Origin of the sequence: Janthinobacterium sp. YR213 (genome assembly GCF_900099875.1) — a bacterium.
Classification (GTDB): Bacteria; Pseudomonadota; Gammaproteobacteria; order Burkholderiales; family Burkholderiaceae_D; genus Janthinobacterium; species Janthinobacterium lividum.
Window position 1 is genome coordinate 1,940,554 of record NZ_FNDA01000001.1, and the last position, 17,423, is coordinate 1,957,976.

General features: G+C 64.6%; 19 protein-coding genes. 7 read left to right on the top strand and 12 right to left on the bottom strand.

The genetic code is table 11. The annotated features are described in order from the left end of the window. The first annotated feature begins 15 nt into the window (after positions 1 to 15). The 6 genes from BLT98_RS08535 to BLT98_RS08565 all read left to right on the top strand — a co-directional run bounded on the left by BLT98_RS08535 (position 16) and on the right by BLT98_RS08565 (position 4,558). On the top strand, positions 16 to 483 hold the full coding sequence (locus tag BLT98_RS08535; RefSeq protein WP_070260284.1) for a universal stress protein: 468 nt from the start codon (positions 16 to 18) through the stop codon (positions 481 to 483). A gap of 155 nt (positions 484 to 638) precedes the next feature. Next, positions 639 to 1,283, top strand: coding sequence for a response regulator (locus tag BLT98_RS08540; protein WP_034783426.1), 645 nt, complete (start codon positions 639 to 641; stop codon positions 1,281 to 1,283). 340 nt (positions 1,284 to 1,623) lie between these two features. Next, on the top strand, positions 1,624 to 2,430 hold the full coding sequence (locus BLT98_RS08550) for a Crp/Fnr family transcriptional regulator (RefSeq protein WP_034783488.1): 807 nt from the start codon (positions 1,624 to 1,626) through the stop codon (positions 2,428 to 2,430). A 252-nt stretch (positions 2,431 to 2,682) separates the two neighbouring features. Then, positions 2,683 to 2,880, top strand: a complete 198-nt coding sequence (locus BLT98_RS08555; protein ID WP_034750559.1) for a hemin uptake protein HemP — start codon at positions 2,683 to 2,685, stop codon at positions 2,878 to 2,880. Between the two features lie 85 nt (positions 2,881 to 2,965). Next, the gene (locus tag BLT98_RS08560) at positions 2,966 to 3,292 is read left to right on the top strand and encodes a hypothetical protein (RefSeq protein ID WP_092606470.1); all 327 of its coding nucleotides are present in this window, start codon (positions 2,966 to 2,968) and stop codon (positions 3,290 to 3,292) included. Between the two features lie 39 nt (positions 3,293 to 3,331). Beyond that, positions 3,332 to 4,558 carry a DUF2325 domain-containing protein gene (locus BLT98_RS08565; protein WP_092606472.1) on the top strand — a complete coding sequence of 409 codons (1,227 nt, stop codon included), beginning with the start codon at positions 3,332 to 3,334 and terminating at the stop codon, positions 4,556 to 4,558. Between the two features lie 3 nt (positions 4,559 to 4,561). Here the strand turns inward: BLT98_RS08565 and BLT98_RS08570 are convergent, their stop codons facing one another. The 6 genes from BLT98_RS08570 to BLT98_RS08595 all read right to left on the bottom strand — a co-directional run bounded on the left by BLT98_RS08570 (position 4,562) and on the right by BLT98_RS08595 (position 9,667). Then, the gene (locus tag BLT98_RS08570) at positions 4,562 to 5,113 is read right to left on the bottom strand and encodes a glutathione peroxidase (protein ID WP_092606474.1); all 552 of its coding nucleotides are present in this window, start codon (positions 5,111 to 5,113) and stop codon (positions 4,562 to 4,564) included. Between the two features lie 69 nt (positions 5,114 to 5,182). Then, on the bottom strand, positions 5,183 to 6,547 hold the full coding sequence (locus BLT98_RS08575) for a sulfite reductase subunit alpha (RefSeq protein ID WP_092606477.1): 1,365 nt from the start codon (positions 6,545 to 6,547) through the stop codon (positions 5,183 to 5,185). Between the two features lie 12 nt (positions 6,548 to 6,559). Next, positions 6,560 to 7,600: an FAD:protein FMN transferase gene (locus BLT98_RS08580; RefSeq protein WP_092606479.1), complete on the bottom strand. Its 1,041-nt coding sequence runs from the start codon at positions 7,598 to 7,600 to the stop codon at positions 6,560 to 6,562. Positions 7,601 to 7,630: 30 nt separating this feature from the next. Further along, complete coding sequence (locus BLT98_RS08585; protein WP_092606481.1) at positions 7,631 to 8,455, bottom strand: DUF4198 domain-containing protein; 825 nt, start codon at positions 8,453 to 8,455, stop codon at positions 7,631 to 7,633. A 10-nt stretch (positions 8,456 to 8,465) separates the two neighbouring features. After that, positions 8,466 to 8,981, bottom strand: coding sequence for a DUF2271 domain-containing protein (locus BLT98_RS08590; RefSeq protein WP_034783417.1), 516 nt, complete (start codon positions 8,979 to 8,981; stop codon positions 8,466 to 8,468). A gap of 32 nt (positions 8,982 to 9,013) precedes the next feature. Continuing rightward, positions 9,014 to 9,667 carry a PepSY-associated TM helix domain-containing protein gene (locus BLT98_RS08595; protein WP_092606483.1) on the bottom strand — a complete coding sequence of 218 codons (654 nt, stop codon included), beginning with the start codon at positions 9,665 to 9,667 and terminating at the stop codon, positions 9,014 to 9,016. A 280-nt stretch (positions 9,668 to 9,947) separates the two neighbouring features. Between BLT98_RS08595 and BLT98_RS08600 the strand changes: the two genes are divergently transcribed. After that, positions 9,948 to 10,445 carry a pyridoxamine 5'-phosphate oxidase family protein gene (locus BLT98_RS08600; RefSeq protein ID WP_092607082.1) on the top strand — a complete coding sequence of 166 codons (498 nt, stop codon included), beginning with the start codon at positions 9,948 to 9,950 and terminating at the stop codon, positions 10,443 to 10,445. Positions 10,446 to 10,579: 134 nt separating this feature from the next. Here the strand turns inward: BLT98_RS08600 and BLT98_RS08605 are convergent, their stop codons facing one another. The 6 genes from BLT98_RS08605 to BLT98_RS08630 all read right to left on the bottom strand — a co-directional run bounded on the left by BLT98_RS08605 (position 10,580) and on the right by BLT98_RS08630 (position 17,420). Then, complete coding sequence (locus BLT98_RS08605; protein WP_034783412.1) at positions 10,580 to 10,843, bottom strand: hypothetical protein; 264 nt, start codon at positions 10,841 to 10,843, stop codon at positions 10,580 to 10,582. 206 nt (positions 10,844 to 11,049) lie between these two features. Further along, the gene (locus tag BLT98_RS08610; RefSeq protein WP_092606486.1) at positions 11,050 to 11,412 is read right to left on the bottom strand and encodes a KGG domain-containing protein; all 363 of its coding nucleotides are present in this window, start codon (positions 11,410 to 11,412) and stop codon (positions 11,050 to 11,052) included. A 193-nt stretch (positions 11,413 to 11,605) separates the two neighbouring features. Continuing rightward, positions 11,606 to 12,280: a ligase-associated DNA damage response endonuclease PdeM gene (gene pdeM / locus BLT98_RS08615; protein WP_092606488.1), complete on the bottom strand. Its 675-nt coding sequence runs from the start codon at positions 12,278 to 12,280 to the stop codon at positions 11,606 to 11,608. Further along, positions 12,277 to 14,736, bottom strand: coding sequence for a ligase-associated DNA damage response DEXH box helicase (locus tag BLT98_RS08620; protein ID WP_092606490.1), 2,460 nt, complete (start codon positions 14,734 to 14,736; stop codon positions 12,277 to 12,279). Before BLT98_RS08620 ends, pdeM begins: the two co-directional genes overlap by 4 nt. Before the next feature lie 7 nt (positions 14,737 to 14,743). Beyond that, positions 14,744 to 16,387, bottom strand: coding sequence for an ATP-dependent DNA ligase (locus tag BLT98_RS08625; RefSeq protein WP_092606492.1), 1,644 nt, complete (start codon positions 16,385 to 16,387; stop codon positions 14,744 to 14,746). After that, positions 16,380 to 17,420 carry a ligase-associated DNA damage response exonuclease gene (locus BLT98_RS08630; protein WP_092606494.1) on the bottom strand — a complete coding sequence of 347 codons (1,041 nt, stop codon included), beginning with the start codon at positions 17,418 to 17,420 and terminating at the stop codon, positions 16,380 to 16,382. Before BLT98_RS08630 ends, BLT98_RS08625 begins: the two co-directional genes overlap by 8 nt. Between the last annotated feature and the right edge of the window lie 3 nt (positions 17,421 to 17,423).

A 17,423-nucleotide genomic window follows, 5' to 3' on the forward strand; every position in this document is an offset into this window, starting at 1 on the left:
GCCAAAGGACCTGCCATGTATAAGAAAATTCTGATCGCCACGGACGGCTCCACCGTCTCCAACTTGACGGCCTGCGCCGGCGTTGCCTTTGCCGAACAGATGCACGCCGACATCCTTGCCGTGTACGTGGCACCCGAGTACCAGTACCCGGTGTATATCGAAATCATTCCGCCAAGCTATCCCAGCGAAGAGGAATACCGCATCGCCATGCGCAAGGCGGGCGCCGACCACTGGCAGCCCATCCTCGACGCGGCTGCCAAGCGGGGCCTGCAGGCGACGGGCTTGACGGCCTTTTCCGACAGCCCGGCCCTGAAAATCGTGGAAGTGGCGCAATTGCAGCAATGCGACCTGATCTTCATGGGTTCGCATGGCCGCAGCGGCTGGGGCCAGTTGCTGCTGGGTAGCGTCACCAACAAGGTGCTGTCGCACTCGAAATTGCCCGTGCTCGTGCATAGGCTGATCAAGGAACCCCCGGCAAAATAAGGGGTCACATGGCCACGGAGGCCGCCGTTGCCGGCACAGCAAGAAAAAGGCAAACGTGCGGACATTTCAGTTAAAATGACAACATTTCTCGTTTCTTAACATTTGATTGTCCGGTAACGGACACAGCAGATTACACGCCACCAGATTGCCCGCCTATGATACGTATTGTGATTGCCGACGACCACACCATCATGCGTGAAGGATTAAAGCGCATCCTTGACGGCGCGCCGGATATCGACATCGTGGGTGAGGCCATCGACGGTTTTGAAGTCCTCAACCACGTGCGCCAGGGCGGCTTCGACCTGCTGCTGCTCGACCTGTCGATGCCGGGCCGCAGCGGCGTCGACCTGATCCGGCAAATCCGCAGCGAGGCGCCCAAGCTGTCCATCCTGATCCTCACCATGCACGAGGAAGAGCAATATGCGGTGCGCGCCATCCGCGCCGGCGCGCAAGGCTATCTGACCAAGGAAAGCGCGGGCACCCAGCTCGTGGGCGCCATCCACAAGGTGGCGTCGGGACGCCCCTACATCAGCGCCGAGGTGGCGGAGCAGCTCGTGCTCAACATCATGATGCCGAATGAAAGCTTGCTGCATAAACAGTTGTCGGACCGCGAATTCGAAGTCTTTTCCCTGCTGGTGGCCGGCAAGTCGATCACGGAAATTGCCAACAACCTGCATCTGAGCGTGAAGACGGTGAGTACGCACAAGACGCGCATCATGCAAAAGATGGGCATGAGTTCCCTATCGGAAATGGTCCAGTATGCCGTCGCGCACCGCCTGCTATCGCCCTTCAAGACGTGATCCTCCTGGCGCGCGCCCGCGCGCCAACTGTAGGAACAATCCTACCTCACCTACCGCAGCTCCTACTGCCATATTCAGCCACTGCTGATATTAATTGCATACGGTTGTTGGCATACTGAAACCAGTCATCAAGTTGCTGGAAAGTTATTTCATCACACAGCAAGTCTTCAGCGAATTGAGCATTACCTGCCTGGACGCGCGCCGCCGACCCTTGCCCGCCCGCCGCCCCGAGCATCCCGTCATTCAACTCTGAACTACCTGTCACCAGGAGATGAACATGCTGTCCACGCAAACGCCCGACACCCGCGCTGCCTCACCGTCGCTGGCCCCCTCCTCCCCGATGGAAGCGGGACGCCAGCGCCAGGGCCGGCTCTGGTCGAACCTGAAGGAGGTGTGCGACCTGCTGCATATCTCCAGCGCCTGCACCATCGCCGCTGACGAACTGCTGTTCCAGCACGTGCAATTCAAGACGGGCCAGCGCGTGCACACCATCGGCCAACCGTTCGACACCCTGTACATCGTCAATTCGGGATTCCTGAAAACCGTGCTCATCGATGAATTCGGCAATGAGCAGGTACTCAGCTTCCCCATGAAGGGCGACATGCTGGGCGTCGACGGGATCCACTCGCGCCATTACTCCTCGGAAGCGGTGGCCCTGTCCGACTGCGACCTGATCCTGCTGCCGTTCAAGAAGCTGACGGCGCTGGGCAGGGTGCACCTGGAACTGGAAAACGTCATGTATGGCGTGATGAGCCGCGAACTCGTGCGCGAGCAAGCCATGATCGGCATGCTGGGCGCCCTCAGTGCCGAAGCCCGCGTGGCGCGCTTCCTCGTCTCGCTGGCCGACCGCTTCGCGCAGATGGGCTATTCGAGCAAGCTGTTCAACCTGCGCATGACGCGCCATGAAATCGGCAGCTACCTGGGCCTGACCCTGGAAACGGTCAGCCGCACCTTGTCCGCATTCAATGAAATTGGCCTCATCACGGTTGATCAGCGCACCATCGGCATCAAGGATCCGGACGCCCTGAAAACCCTGCGCCGCCTGCCGCCGTCGCGCTCGCGCGCCAAGCAGCTGGCCGCCGCCAAACTCAAGGCCGATACCACCGCGGCCGCCACAGCCTCGGCGCAATTGCTGGCCACCATTTAGCGCCATCCCGATTTCTTCAAGCTTGGCACAGGCTTGGCCCGGCCAAGGCGCGCAACGCCTTGGCCGGGTCTTTTTTGCGGCCACTCCCCTTCCGCGCCGCGTCAGCGGCCACCTTTGCGCAGCAGCATCTTCCACGCTGCCATCTCGCCGCAAAAAAGCGCGGATTCCACACAAATAAGCCTTGCTTTTCGGGCCACATTCAACAATAATGCAAATACGAATCATTCTCAACTGAGATAAAGAAAGCCCAACATGCAAAGCTCAAAACCAGCCTTGATCCAGGATGCCGCTACCGCCCACGTCCGTCCTCCCGTCAGCATGGCCCAGCCGGCGCGCCGCATCACCAGCGAAGCGCTGCTGCAGCAGGGCCGCGAAGTGGAGATTGAGCACAGCGGCAAGATCTATCGTCTGCGCGTCACCCAGTTGAACAAGCTGATCCTGACTGCCTGAAGCAGCACGGCAGCCAGTCACCACACTCGCCAGCCAGTCGCGCTCCGTGCGCGCAGCCAGCCAAACCACCGCACAGGAGTGTTTGATGGCGAACGACCGACCTTCCACGACGTTTCCTTCCCCGCAAGGCCAACAGCCTGAATTGCTGCTGTCGGCCGTGCTGCATCTGATGTCGCACTACCATGCGGGCAGTCCCTGCGAGAAACTGGCCGGTGTCATCGAACGCCATCTGCAAGTGCTGTCGAATTCGCCCGGCCTGGGCCCCGTGCTGCAAGCGACGTGCCAGCAACTGTCGCAGCAGTGGGCCGCCCTGGTGGCGCTGCACCGGCCGGCGCCGCCGAAGACCACATTGCTCGATCGCCTGGCACGCATGCTGAGCGCCAAGCGCCCTGCCTCGCCCCTGCCGCAATAATTTCTATTCAACACTGCCACCGCCCAACAGGATACCGCCATGTGTGACAAAGACCAGTCCTTGCCCGTCATCAGCAATTGTTCCAGCGACGGAGCCGAAACGGCCGCGCTCGCTTCACGCCGCCGCCGGCTGTGGGAACTGTCGCATACCTGCCATTGTCCGCTGGTCGGCGTGGGCTTGCCATTGGGCTACCTGCGCAAGCTGGTGGGCAAGATGACGGGCGGGCGCGTGCTGGCAGACGACTACGAAGTGCACGTGGGCGCCGTGACGGAATGCGGCGCGCGCAACCGCCTGTCCGAAGCGCTGCAAAAGGAACTCGAACGCCGCTACGCTCCCGTGATCCTGCGCTTTCGCGGCGCCAAGACCACGGAGCAGGTAGCGCAACTGTGGCGCACGGCCGTCGCCAACGGCGACGTGTCGGGCGCCTTCTGGGCTGGCCTGACGCACCCGCGCTGCGATGGCGAGCTGGAAGAGCAGATGTGCAGAGACTTGCACATGATCCAGCACCAGGCCGGCGCCTGCGTGCGCGCCGACATGGGCAAATTTACGGCCTTGCAGGAAGAAAACGCGCGCCTGGCGCACGAACTGGCCAAGCTGCAACAGCGCAGCCAGGCAGCACTGATGGAAAAAACGGGCGAGCTGGAGCGCCAGGAAGCCGTGCTGCTGCGCACGCGTGCCGAGGCCATCGGCAAGGATAGCGTGATCGATGGCTTGCGCGCGGAACTGGCGCAATTGCAGGCCGCCATCCCGGCGCTGGAATCGCGCACGCGCCTGGTCGAGCGCCTGGCGCAAATGGATGAGCGCGAAAAGGAATTGCGCCAGCAAATCGTGGAATTGAAGCAGGCCCAGCCACGCCCGGCCGCTGCCGCGCCGCCACCGGCGCCGAAGCTGGAAGTGCCGACCGGCGGCAAGCTGAAAATGCCGATCCGCCTGGTCGATCAAAGCGTCCTGTGCGTGGGGGGGCGCAGCGGCAATGTAGCCACCTACCGCGCCCTGATCGAGCGGGTCGGCGCGCAATTCGCCCACCACGACGGCGGCCTGGAAGACAATGCCAACCTGCTCGATTCGAGCCTGGCGGCGGCCGACCTGGTGATTTGCCAGACGGGCTGCATCAGCCACAGCGCCTACTGGCGCGTCAAGGATTATTGCAAGCGCACGGGCAAGCGCTGCGTCTTCATCGACAACCCCAGCATTTCCAGCCTGGCACGGGGCTTGCAGGAAGTCAGTGGCGAGATGGAGCCAGCCGCGCTGGACGCCTCCGACTAAAACCTAGGCCTGCAACTCGCGCGCGATGGCTTCGCGCAAGAGCGCATCATCTACCGTGGTGTCGGGCGCAAAACGCCCCACCACCTTGCCGTCCTTGCTGATCAAAAACTTCTCGAAATTCCACAGCACGTCGCTGGGCTGCTCCTGCGTGATGCCGTAACCGGCCAGCTTGGCGCGGAAATCGCTGCCCGGCTTTTCCTGCGCCTGCGGCTGCTCTTGCACCAGGCGCTGGTACAGCGGATGCTGGCCCGGACCCTTGACGACGATTTTCTCAAACATGGGAAATTGCACGCCAAACGTGCCACGGCAAAAGTCCGCGATCTCGGCATTGGTGCCCGGCTCCTGCGCACCGAATTCATTGGCGGGAAAACCGGCCACCACCAGGCCCTCGGCCTGCTTGTCGGCGTAGAGTTTTTCCAGTCCTTCGTACTGCGGCGTCAAGCCGCAGGCGGAGGCCACATTGACCACCAGCACGACCTTGCCGCGATAGGCGTCCAGGCTGGTGGGTTCGCCATTGATGCGGCGCAAGGGAATGTCGTAAATGCTGTCGCTCATGATGTGTCTCCTCGGATGAAACAATCATGATAGCCGTGTGCGCGCGAACGCGCTGGCGGCGTCAAAAACTCAATACACGTCGCGCCGGTAGCGCCCTTCGGCCGCCAGCGCGTCGAGCGCGGGCCGGCCCAGCATCTCTTGCAGGGCCTGGTCGACGCCGCCCGCCATGCCGGCCAGGCTGCCGCAAACGTAGATGGCGGCACCCTGCTCCAGCCACAGTTTCACCTCGTCGGCATTGCCGCGCAGGCGGTCCTGCACGTAGGTCCGCTCCGCCTGGTCGCGCGAAAACGCCAGGTCCAGGCGCGGCAAGTCGCCGCTGGCGTGCCAGCGCTCAATTTCCTCGCGATAATGGAAATCGTGGGCCAGGTTGCGCTCGCCAAAGATCAGCCAGTTGCGCCGCTGCCCCGCCAGCACGCGGCTTTTCAGGTGGCCGCGCAAGCCGGCGATGCCGCTGCCGTTGCCGATCAGAATTAATGGCCGCCGGGCATTGTCTTCCAGGCGGAAGCGCCGGTGCTGGCGCAGGCGCAATTGCACCACGTCGCCGACCTTGGCTTGCGCCGTGAGCCAGCCCGAGGCCAGGCCCAGGCTGCCATCGGGATGCGCATGCTGGCGCACCAGCAGATGCACGCCGCCATCATGCGGAATCGAGGCGATCGAGTATTCGCGCGGCTGCGATGGGTCGGCCGGGGCGGTCACCTGCACCAGGTCACCCGATTGCCAGTCAGGCAAGCTGCCCGCCACCGGCGCCAGTTCCACGTGGTAGATGGCGCCGCCAGCGCTGCCAGGGTTGAGGTGGCGCCGCTGCGTCAAACGCCAGTCGCCGAAGGCGGGGGCGCTCCAGTCGGGCGCGTCGCTGGTGCCGGCCAGGTGGCTCAGGTGCTGGAACCATTGCTCGATGGCGGCGCTGGCGCTGCGGTCAACTTCGATGCGTTCGAACAGGCGCGATCCGCCCTGCGCCGCCAGCCAGGCATCGAGCGCGCGGCCGAAGCCGCAATAATGGCCATAGCTGCGGTCGCCCAGGGCCAGCACGGCATAATGCAATTGCGGCAGCGCCAGCTCGCCCGTCATCAAGCGGCCCATGAAGGCGGCCGCATTGTCGGGCGCGTCGCCTTCGCCATACGTGCTGACCAGGAACAAGGCCCGCTCGGCTTGTTGCAGATCCTTGGCCGTGACGTCGGCCAGCGCACACAGGCGCACGGGGATGCCGGCCAGTTGCAGGCTCTGCGCCGTTTGCGTGGCCAGTTCCTCGGCATTGCCCGTCTGGCTCGCGTACGCCACCAGCCAGGCGGGACTGTTGGCCAGCGCCGCCCTGGCGGCGTCGGACGCGCGGCGCTTGGCGCGCGCGCGCAGCCAGGGCGCCAGGCACACGCCCGCATAACTGAGGGACAGGGCGGCCAGCAAGGCCAGCCGCGTCGTATCGTGCGTAAAAATCATGGAATCAATCGTTCATTCGTCGAGCATGGCCAGCATGTGGCTGCTCAGCGTTTCGTGGTAGCCCTCGCCGTTGCGCTGCAGGAAGCGCGCGGCCAAGCCTTGCTCTTCGGCCAGCGCCATGCCGGCTTCCGGCCCCAGCACGGTCAGGGCCGTCGACCAGGCATCGGCCGCCATGCATTCGGCATGCACGACGGTGACGGAAGCGAGTTGGTTGGCGATCGGCATGCCGCTGCGCGGATCAATGGTGTGTGAGAAACGCACCGTGCCGTCCTGGAAGAAACGCCGGTAGTCGCCCGAGGTCGCCACGGACAAGCCGTGCAGCGCCAGCAGCATTTCCGCCGGATACTGTGCATTATCGGCACTATCGGCGGCGCCATCGACCTGTTCCAGCATGACCCACCACGGCTGGCCATCGGGCTTGCTGCCGGCGCCGCGCAGTTCGCCGCCCACTTCCACCAGGTAATGGTGGATGCCCTGGCTTTCCAGGTAGCGGGCCAGGCGGTCCACGCCATAGCCCTTGGCCACGGCGGACAAATCGAGCTGCAAGCCGCCCGGCTGGCGCGCGCGGCGGGCCGGCAAGTCGAGTTCCAGGCGGCGGCGCTGGCGCTGCGCCAGCAGCAGCGCCACGGTATCGTCTTTCGGCGGCAGGAATCCAGGCTCGTCATAACGGTTGCGGGGGCCGAAGCCCCACAGGTTGACGAGCGCGCCCGCACACGGGTCGTACGCGCCGCCGGACGCTTGCGACACGTGCATGGCAAAGCCCAGCACCTCGCAAAACGCGGCGGGCAGGCTGTGCCAGCTGCCAGGCTCGGCCCGGTTGAAGCGGCCCAGGTCGGACTCGTCGCTCCAGTGGCTCATTTGCGCCACCACCAGGTCCAGCTGCTGCTGCAAGCCCTGCTGCAAGTCGGCGCTGCCCGCGCGTCCCGGCATGGCGGGCTCGAGCAGGCGTACCGACCAGCTGGTGCCCATCGACAGGCCGCGCAAGTCCCGGAGCGCGGCACCGGGCGGCGCGACCTGATCGGAAATTTGCTGCGGCAGCAGGACCCGGCGCATCGGCGCTCTCGCTCGCGAAGATGCCGCCGCTTACTGCGGCAACACTTCCACGGTGGCCGCGTACGTCATGCGGCGCTCGGGCATGGCTGGCGGCTGGCCGGCCACGGCAGGTGCGGCCGCAGGCCAGGTGCTGCTCAGGTAATACATGCCGGCCGCCGGGACCGTAAACGTGATCTCGCCCTTGGCATCCGTGCTCTGGCGGATTTCACCGAGCACGCCACGGTAGCGCACGCCGCCTGGCACGAGGCTGAACGCCTGGTTCGCCGCCGGCTTGCCGTCGACCAGGAAGCGCCACGTGGCTTTCTCGCCGGCGCGCAAGTCGTTCGGGTGCGTCACCGGCACGAATTCCAGGCCCACGCCTGTCGGCTTGAACACTTCCGTGCTGGTTTCGCCATTGCTGAAGAAGGTTTCCAGGCGCGCTGCCGTGCGCGTGATTTTCAGTTCTTGCGCGTCAGCCGGCACTTCCTTCTTGAACGTTTCCTCGTTGCCACGGAAACGCTTCTGCTCGCCATTGAGCTTGTAGCTGCCCATCACGTTTTGCGACACGATGGCCGCTTTATACGTGCCAGGCTTTTCCATTTTCACATCGAAGACGCTGCGCAAACGGCCCGTGACCGTGTTCGCCGGCGTGACTTTGGCGCCGTCCGGACCGATGACTTGCAGCGCGTCCAGGCGCAGCGGCTGGTGGTCGATCTCGAACAGGCCGTCGGAGACGGCTGCGTCCACCGTCACCCAGGCGTCCTTGCTTTCCACCATCGTGCTCGATGGCACCATCCAGCCGCGGTGGGCGTGGGCGTTCATGGCCAGGCCGGCCAGGGCCAGGGCGATCAGGGATTGGTTGAATCGATTGAACATGATGTGCGCCTTATGGTTTGAGTTGGACGACGACATTGCCGAGTTCTTCCTTGCCTTTGGCAGGCACGGACTGGGCCGACTTCAGCGGCCACTGGAACGGCACGCGCACCAGTTCACGTCCACCCGCTTCGCGCGCCGCTTCCACCACCACCTGGTATTCGCCGGCCGGCAGCTTGTCAAGCAAGGCCTTGGCACCAGGGAAAGTCAGGGTATGTTCGCCCGGCGCACGCGTGGCGCCGCTGACGCCGTCAACGGGCATGGCCAGGTCGCGGCCGCTCTTGCGCCACCATTGACGCATGTCCTTCAGCCATTTTTCGCCGGCCTTGTCCTTCTTTTTCACGTCATACAGCACCGTCAGATTGCCGACGACCTTTTGATCGGCCGTTTCCAGCCATGCCGCCACGTAGGGACGGTGGTACTCCGCCACGTTCAGTTGCGGGATTTCAATCTTGAGGGCCAGGTCGGCCGCCATCGCCGAAGTGCCGATCAGGGGAAGGCCAAGCGCCAGGGAGTAGCGTAATTTCATGGTGTGCCTGTAAAAAGGAAAAATAAAAACGATCAGTGAATAAACAGCAGGGCGATCGCGCAAGGTATCAAGATACCGAGACCAACCATCGGCCAGGTAAATGGCCGGTTGGCCGCGTGGAACTTCAAAATCAATAGCCCCGTCAGGCAAAACACGATGCAGGCGCCGGCAAAGATGTCGATGAACCAGCTCCAGGCCACGCCCGTGTTGCGGCCCTTGTGGACATCGTTGAGCCAGGATACCCAGCCCCGGTCCGTCAATTCATATTCGGCGGCCCCGTCTTCCAGTCCGATGCGCACCCAGGCATCGCCGCCCGCCTTGGGCAGCGGCAAATACACTTCGTCGAGCGACCATTCCGCGGGACGGCCGCCCGCATTGAGCGACCATTGCTGCTTGAGCCAGGCTTCGGCGGCGGCCGGCATGGGCGCATTGGCGCCATCGTGCTTGGCGGCATACGCGGCCAGTTCCGTGACGAGGGGTGCCGGCAACGCCGCCTTCTGGCGCGTGATCGCCGGCTTGGATTCGATCTGGCCTGCGTGGTTCAGGGTGATGCCGGTGATGGCGAACAAAAACATGCCCAGCAGGCAAAGCGCTGAGCTGATCCAGTGCCATTGATGCAAGTTCTTCAGCCAGACGGCGCTGCTGGCGTTGTTCTTGGCCTTGTCCGCGGCGCCCGCATTACCCATAGCCCGCTCCCGGCAAGGAGCGGGCCAGGTGGCGCGACAAGTCAGTGTGCTTCATTCCCATCCTTCAATCAAAGTTCATGCCGACATTTTCAAACAAATGATAATGATTATCATTTATTAAGTCAATACATGGGGCGCCCCGCCGGGCCAGCGTTTTGTAACAGCTTTGAAACATGCACAACACGACAGGGCCATGCGCGCCGCTACGTAAGCTGCCGTACAGAGCCGCGAGCCATGCCCGCCTATGCTGTTGTTCAGGACAATCAAACAGGAGCACAACATGCAAGCGTATTCCAGCGAACAACTGGCCAGCATCGCGGCCAAGATCAAGGATGTCAAATTCGGCATGCTGACCACCAGCGACGACATGCGCACCCTCACCAGCCGGCCGCTGACGCAGCAGCAGGTCGACAAGGAAGGGCACATCTGGTTCTTTGTCTCGGACGAGGCCGCCTACACGCGCGACTTGTTGAACAATCCACAAGTCAATGTCAGCTTTGTCGACACGGGCGACAGCCTGTATGTATCCGTTTGCGGCCATGCGCAGCTGCTGAAGGACCGCGCCAAGGCGGAGGAATTGTGGAACCCGCTGGTCAAAGCCTGGTTCCCGGGCGGACTCGACGATCCGAAGCTGTCGCTGATCAAGGTGACGATCCAGTCGGCAGAATACTGGGATAGCAGCGCCAGCAAGATGATGCAATTCTATGAAATGGCCAAGGCCGCCATAACGGGCGAGCCGCCGAAGGACTTGGGCGAACACGGCAGGGTCGATCTGTAGCCGACTCGCCAATGTTACCCGCGCCGGCAAGCAGCCGGCGTTACTCCCCCGTATGGTGAAATGGCCAGCCGGCGTGCGCGAACACGTCCAACGGCTGGCCCTGCGGGGATTACCAGACAGTCAAGAAGGGAAGCTCAGACGCCGGTACTGCCCGTGGTGTCCGGCCCATCGTCGGCACTCTGCCTGCTCTGCCCGGCGGAACCGGACTGGTGATGGGGCAAGCGGTCGGCGCGCCGCACTTCGCCGATGGAAAACAGATCGTCGCCGATATCGAGGCCTTGCTCGCTATCGACCAGCACAAAGTTTTCAGCCGAGTCGGCCGTGCTTTGCTTGCTGCCCGCCGTGGATGGCGTGCCGCCCTGGCTATTGCCCGGTTGCGGCGTATTCGAGTTGCCCATTATCTTCTCCCTGATCATCGATGCGGTTGACTGCGAGGTGATTGCCAGGTGATCGCACATTGCCGGCGCAGCTCATTCATCATAGTCCATGCCTGCTGCATTGCATCAAAATTTTGCGGCTGCCGGACAGATGCGGCCATGGCCAGCGGCGTGCCTGCCTGCCGCTGGCCATGATCACTTGCTACTGCTCATGACTACTACTTGCACTACTGCTTGTTGCGCGACCCCGAGCTCGATCCCGAACTGCCGCTTTGCTTGTTGCCGCTGTCGCGGTTGCCTTCCTGGTTCATGCTGGCATTGTCGCGCGAGCCGCTGGAGCTGGTTGCGCTTTGCCGGCTGGCATCGTTCTTGTGACTTTGGCTGCCTGCGCGGCGGGCCTCTTCCGAGGTGAATTCATGCGCCGTGCCTTTTTCATGCGCGGCACGCCCCCCTTCGCTGGCGATTTCGCGCTGCTGGGCGGGGTCCATGGAAGCGAAGCCCCGTTTGCTGGTATCGCTTTGCTTGTTGCCGCCGCTGCTACTGCTACTGGTTTTACTACCTTGCTGTTTATTGTCGCTCGATGTGGCCATGATGATCTCCTTGATCGATGGAATCAGAAACAGTGCAAACCATGCAATTCTTCCCCCTCGCATGGCAAGGGAACAGTCATCTTAGTGCGCACATGGGGCACAAGAAATAGGAGGATGGCAAGAGCGTATGTAGGATGTGTCCCGCCTACGGTAACGCAGTTACTTTCAGTTTTCCACCAAAAGTACCAGACACTCAGCAGTTAGCGGGTAGTGCGAAAATCGCCGCGTCGGCCGTCACGTAGACGCGCTCGCCAGCGGCTGGCCGCACCGCATGGCCGCCCGTGAATGCCCCAAACGAGGGCAGGATGGCGCGATGCTGGCCCAGCAGGAAACACGGCAGGCGCAAGCCGCCCCTTTCAGCGCGCAAGTGAAACACGGGATGCACGTGGCCGGCCAGCACATAACCGGGCGCGGCGGTGTCCGGGTGATGGCAGAACGACAGATTGCCCACCTGATGCGGCTCATCGACCATGCTGATCCCCAGCGCGGCGGCCGGGTCGCCCGCATGCGCATCGTGGTTGCCGCGCACCACCGTCAATCGCACGTCCGGATGGCGCGCGCGCCAGGCCTGCATGGGGGCCACGGTGGCGGCCCCATGCGCGGCGCGCGCGTGCAAAAAATCGCCGAGAAAGACGATTTCCTCGCAAGCGTAACTGGCCAGCAGGGCGTCGAGGGCCAGCAGGTTTTGCGTGGTGGTGCCGCGCGGCACGGGCACGCCCAGCGCGCGAAACGCGGCCGCCTTGCCGAAATGGATGTCGGCGATGACCAGCATCCTGCGCGCGGGCCAATACACGGCCTTGTGCGCCAGCAACCACAGTATCTCGCCGGCCAGTTCCACCACGCAGTGCGCTTGCTGCGGGCCGCTCATGCGGCCGCCTTTTCCAGCGCGCTGACCAGGCGCGCCACCCGGTCCGACAGCTTTTCCGTCGTCAACTGTTCGCGGAAGCGCTCGACCATCAAGCCGAACGCAAAGGGCGATGCCCGCTCCAGCGTTTGCAGGGAAATCTGCCGGCCATGCAGCTCGCGCAAGGTGGCGCGCAAGCGCGTCAATTCCAGTTCCTGTTCCAGCACTTCGCGCTGCGCCTGCGTGAGCAGCAAATTGGCCGCGTCGTGTTTGCGGAACACTTCAAAGAAGAGCGAGGAAGACGCCTGCAGCTGGCGCGCGCTTTTCGGCTGGCCCGGATAGCCCTGGAACACGAGGCCGGCGATGCGGGCGATTTCGCGGAAGCGCCGCTGCGACAATTCCGTCGCGTTCAGGCTGGCCAGCACGTCTTCCAGCAGATTTTCCGTGCTGAACAGGGCAATATCGGCGCCGCTGGCGGCCGCCAACAGCGGCGCATAATCGATGTCGTCCGCGCCCAGCAATTCAAAGCCATAATCGTTGACGGCGATCGACAAGGTCGCCGGCTGCACGCGCGCGATGCGGTACGCCAGCAGCGACGCCAGGCCCAGGTGCACCGAGCGGCCCGCAAACGGATACACGAACAGGTGATGGCCTTCGCGGCTGGACAAGGTTTCAAGCAAGAGGCTGGCGCGCGTGGGCAGGCTCGACCATGCCTGCTGGATGGCCAGCAGCGGCGCCAGCGCGCGCATTTCCGGCCCGCTGGCCTTCCCTTCTTGCGCCAGCTGCAACTGGTCCAGCACGGCATGCGCGAGTTCCGACGACAGCGGCATCTTGCCGCCCTGCCAGCGCGGCACAGCGCCGCGGCTGCCTGTTGCGCGCCGCACGTAGGCCGTCATCTCGTGCACGCGCACGAATTCCAGGATGCGCCCGCCAAACAAAAAATGGTCGCCCTGCTTCAGGCGCGCGATGAACGATTCCTCGATGCTGCCGATGCGCGCGCCACCGAGAAACTTGACCTGGATCGCCGCCTCCGACACGATGGTGCCGATGCTCATGCGGTGGCGCCGCGCCAGGGCCACGTCCGGCACGCGGTACACGCCCTCATCGTCCGGCAGCACTCGCCGGTATTCCGGATACACGGTCAGGCTTTGCCCGCCGCGCGCAACGAAGTCGAGCGCCCATTGCCACTCGTCCAGGGTCAGGTGGCGATACGACCAGGCGGCGCGCACTTCCTCATACAATTGGGCCGACTGGAAGCCGCCACCCAGGGCGATCGTCACCAGGTGCTGCACCAGCACGTCGAGCGGCTTGTCCGGCACAGGGCGCGCTTCCAGGTGGCCCTGCGCCAGGGCAGCGCGGGCCGCCGCCGCTTCCAGCAATTCCAGGCTGTTGGTGGGCACCAAGGTGACGCGCGAGATGCGCCCCGGCGCGTGGCCGCTGCGCCCGGCCCGCTGTACCAGTCGCGCGATGCCCTTCGCGCTGCCCACCTGCAAGACCCGCTCGACGGGCAGGAAGTCGACGCCCAGGTCCAGGCTGGACGTGCACACGACGGCTTTCAGTTCGCCCGTTTTCAGGTGCTGTTCGACCCACTCGCGCACTTCACGGTCCAGCGAACCGTGGTGCAGGGCGATCACTCCCGCCCAGTCGGGCCGCGCATCGAGCAAATGCTGGTACCACAGCTCGGCCTGCGAACGCGTGTTGGTGAATACCAGGGTGGTGGCGCTGCCCTCGATCTCGGCGATCAGGGGCTGCAGCATCTGGATGCCCAGGTGGCCGCCCCAGGGAAAGCGCGTGGGGTTGACGGGGATCAGGCTGTCGACGAGGATGCGCTTTTTGACTTTACCTTCCACCAGCACGCCGGCGTTTTCCTCGCCCAGCAAGACGTCCTGCGCCTGCTGCAAGTTGCCCAGGGTAGCCGACAAGCCCCACGTCATCAGGTTTTCCTGCCAGCGGCGCAAACGGGCCAGGGCCAGCTGCACCTGCACGCCGCGCTTGCTGCCCATCAATTCGTGCCACTCGTCGACGATCACGGTTTCCAGCAGGCTGAAACGTTCCCGGGCGTCCGCCTGGCTCAGCATCAGGGACAGGCTTTCCGGCGTCGTGACGAGCACCTCGGGCCAGGCCTTCGCCTGCCGTGCCCGCTGCGCGGCGCTCGTGTCGCCCGTGCGCGCCTCGATGCGCCAGCCGGGAGCGAGCTCCGCACCCGAGGCTTGCAGCGCGCGCACGGTGTCGGCGGCCAGTGCCCGCATGGGCGTGATCCACAGCACGCGCAAGCCCTGCTTTCTCCCCTTGCGCGCCAGCCGCCCGGCGCGCAGCAAGGCGCCGAACCACACGGCATACGTCTTGCCGGAACCCGTGCTCGCATGCAGCAGGCCGGAGCGCCCCTGCGCGCCAGCACGCCAGACGGCGCGCTGGAACGGAAACACCGTCCAGCCGCGCGTGACAAACCACGCATCGATGCGCTGCGCCGGCGTGCTCATCGCTTGCTCATGTGGTCTGGGCCAGCATGGCCTTCAGGGTGGCCAGCGTGTCCGCGTCGGCGATGGCCTTGTCTTCGCGCCGGCGCACGATGCGGGGAAAGCGCACGGCGATGCCCGCCTTGTGGCGGCTCGACGCAGCGATGCCTTCGAAACCGATCTCGAACACCATCGTCGGCCGCACGCTGCGCACGGGGCCGAATTTTTCTATCGTCGTCTTGCGGATGGCGGCATCGACCTGGCCGATCTCCGCATCCGTGAGGCCGGAATACGCCTTGGCGAACGGCACCAGCTTGCGTTCTTCACCGCCCGCCTCATCCGTGTCACTGTCCCAGACGGCAAAGGTATAGTCCGTGTATAGCGACGCGCGCCGGCCATGGCCCGCCTGGGCGTAGATCAGCACGGCGTCGATGGCATACGGGTCGATCTTCCACTTCCACCAGGTGCCCACATCCTTCGTGCGGCCCACGCCATACGCGGCCGACACGGCCTTGAGCATCAAGCCTTCCACGCCGCGCGCCCGCGACTCAGCGCGGATGGCCGCCAGCGCCTCCCAGCTTGTGGCCTCGATGCGCGGCGACAGGCGCAGCGCGGAAGAGTGCACGCCGGCCACCACGGTTTCCAGCAGCGCGCGGCGCTCCAGCTGGGGTAGCTGGCGGACATCGACGCCATCGATTTCCAGCACATCGTAGGCCACCAGCACGGCGGGCAGCTCGGCCAGCAGCTTGGGCGACACAGTCTTGCGGCCCATGCGTTGTTGCAAGTCGGCAAATGGCGCAGGCACGTCGCCCGGCTGCCAGATGAGGATTTCGCCATCGAGCACGGTCCCCTCGGGCAAGGCCAGCTGCGCCAGTTCGGGAAAGCGCTCCGTGATCAATTCCTCGCCGCGCGACCACAGCCAGTTCACGCCCTCGCGGCGCAGCAACTGGGCGCGCATGCCGTCGTATTTCCATTCGGCCAGCCAGTCGCCGATGTCGCCCAGCGTCTCCGGCCCCGCCTGCAAGGGGTGCGCGAGGAAGAACGGGTAAGGCTGGCCGCCGCGCAGCGCATGTTCGCCCTCCGACTGCGCGGCGATCAGTTTGAGAAAGCCCGCGCCCGTGGGGCTGACCTTGCCATCGGTCCAGCCCATCAGGCGCTGGGCGATCAGCTTGCTGTCGACGGCCGCGATGGATGCCAGCGCGCGCGTCACCAGCAATTTTGACACGCCCACGCGAAAGCCGCCGCCGATCAGTTTGATCAGCAGGAAGCGTTCGCGCGTTTCCAGCTCGTCCCAGTAGGCCAGCAAGTCGGCGCGGATGGTGTCGGGCGCCGCGCCGCGCAACGGTGCGATGCGCTGCTCGACCCACTCGGCCAGGCCGATGTCGCTGCGCCTGGCGGGCGCGGGCAGGATCAGGGCGATGGTTTCGGCCAGGTCGCCCACGGCGTGATAGGCCTCGTCGAACAGCCAGGCATCGAGGCCCGCCCGCTCGGTCGCGTACTCGCGCAACAACCTGGTGGGCACGGCCTGGCGCGGCTTGCCGCCAGCCAGGAAATACACGGCCCAGGCCGCATTGTCGGGCGAGGCGCCGCGAAAATAGGCTTGCAGCGCCGCCAGCTTGCGGCTGGTGGAGGTGGTTTCGTCGAGTTCCGCGTACAGCCGGGCAAAGTCACGCATGGGTGACGTCCTCCGCTGCCGTGGACGCACCGGGCGCATTGTCATCGGCCTCGTCGTCGCCATATTCCGTCTCGAAGCCGCCCGCCTGCCAGCCGTTCTGCTGTAGCCAACGCACCATCACGGGAATCGAGCCATGCGTGACGATGATGCGTTCAGCCTGCGTGGCCTGGATGGCTTGCATCAGGCCGGGCCAGTCGGCATGGTCGGACAGGACAAAACCCCGGTCCACGCCGCGCCGCCGGCGCGCGCCGCGCAGCAGCATCCAGCCGCTGGCAAACGCATCGCTGTAGTCGCCGAAACGCTTCATCCACGGCGAGCCGGCGGCCGACGGCGGCGCGATCACCAGCGCCGTCTTCAGGGCCGCCTTGTCCGTGACCTCATCGACCATGACGGTGGCGGGCAAGGCCACGCCGCACTCGCGGTAAACCTGCGTCAATGCCTGCGCCGCGCCATGGCAGATGATGGGACCGATGGTCGCGTCCAGTCCCGCCAGGATGCGCTGCGCCTTGCCGAAGGCATAGCAGAACAGCACGCTGGTGCGTCCCTCGGCCGCATTCCTGCGCCACCACTGGTTGATATCGTCATAAATCTCTTGCGGCGCCTGCCAGCGGTAGATGGGCAGGCCGAAGGTCGATTCCGTGATGAATGTATCGCAGCGCACGGGCTCGAACGGTGCGCAGGTGGGGTCGGGCTGCAGCTTGTAGTCGCCGGACGCCACCCACACTTCACCGCCGTACTGCATGCGCACCTGGGCCGAGCCCAGCACGTGGCCGGCCGGATGCAGCGACACTTGCACGCCGTGGTGTTCGATCGTGTCGCCATACGCGAGTGCCTGGATGGAAACGGCGCCCATGCGCGCGCGCAGCACCTGCTCGCCGGGAGCGGCGCACAGGTAATGCCGGTGTCCGACTCTCGCATGGTCGGCGTGCGCATGCGTGATGATGGCGCGCTCGACGGGGCGCCACGGGTCGATGTAGAACTGACCCGGCACACAATACAAGCCTTCCTTGCGCACCACCACCATGTCTGCCATGCC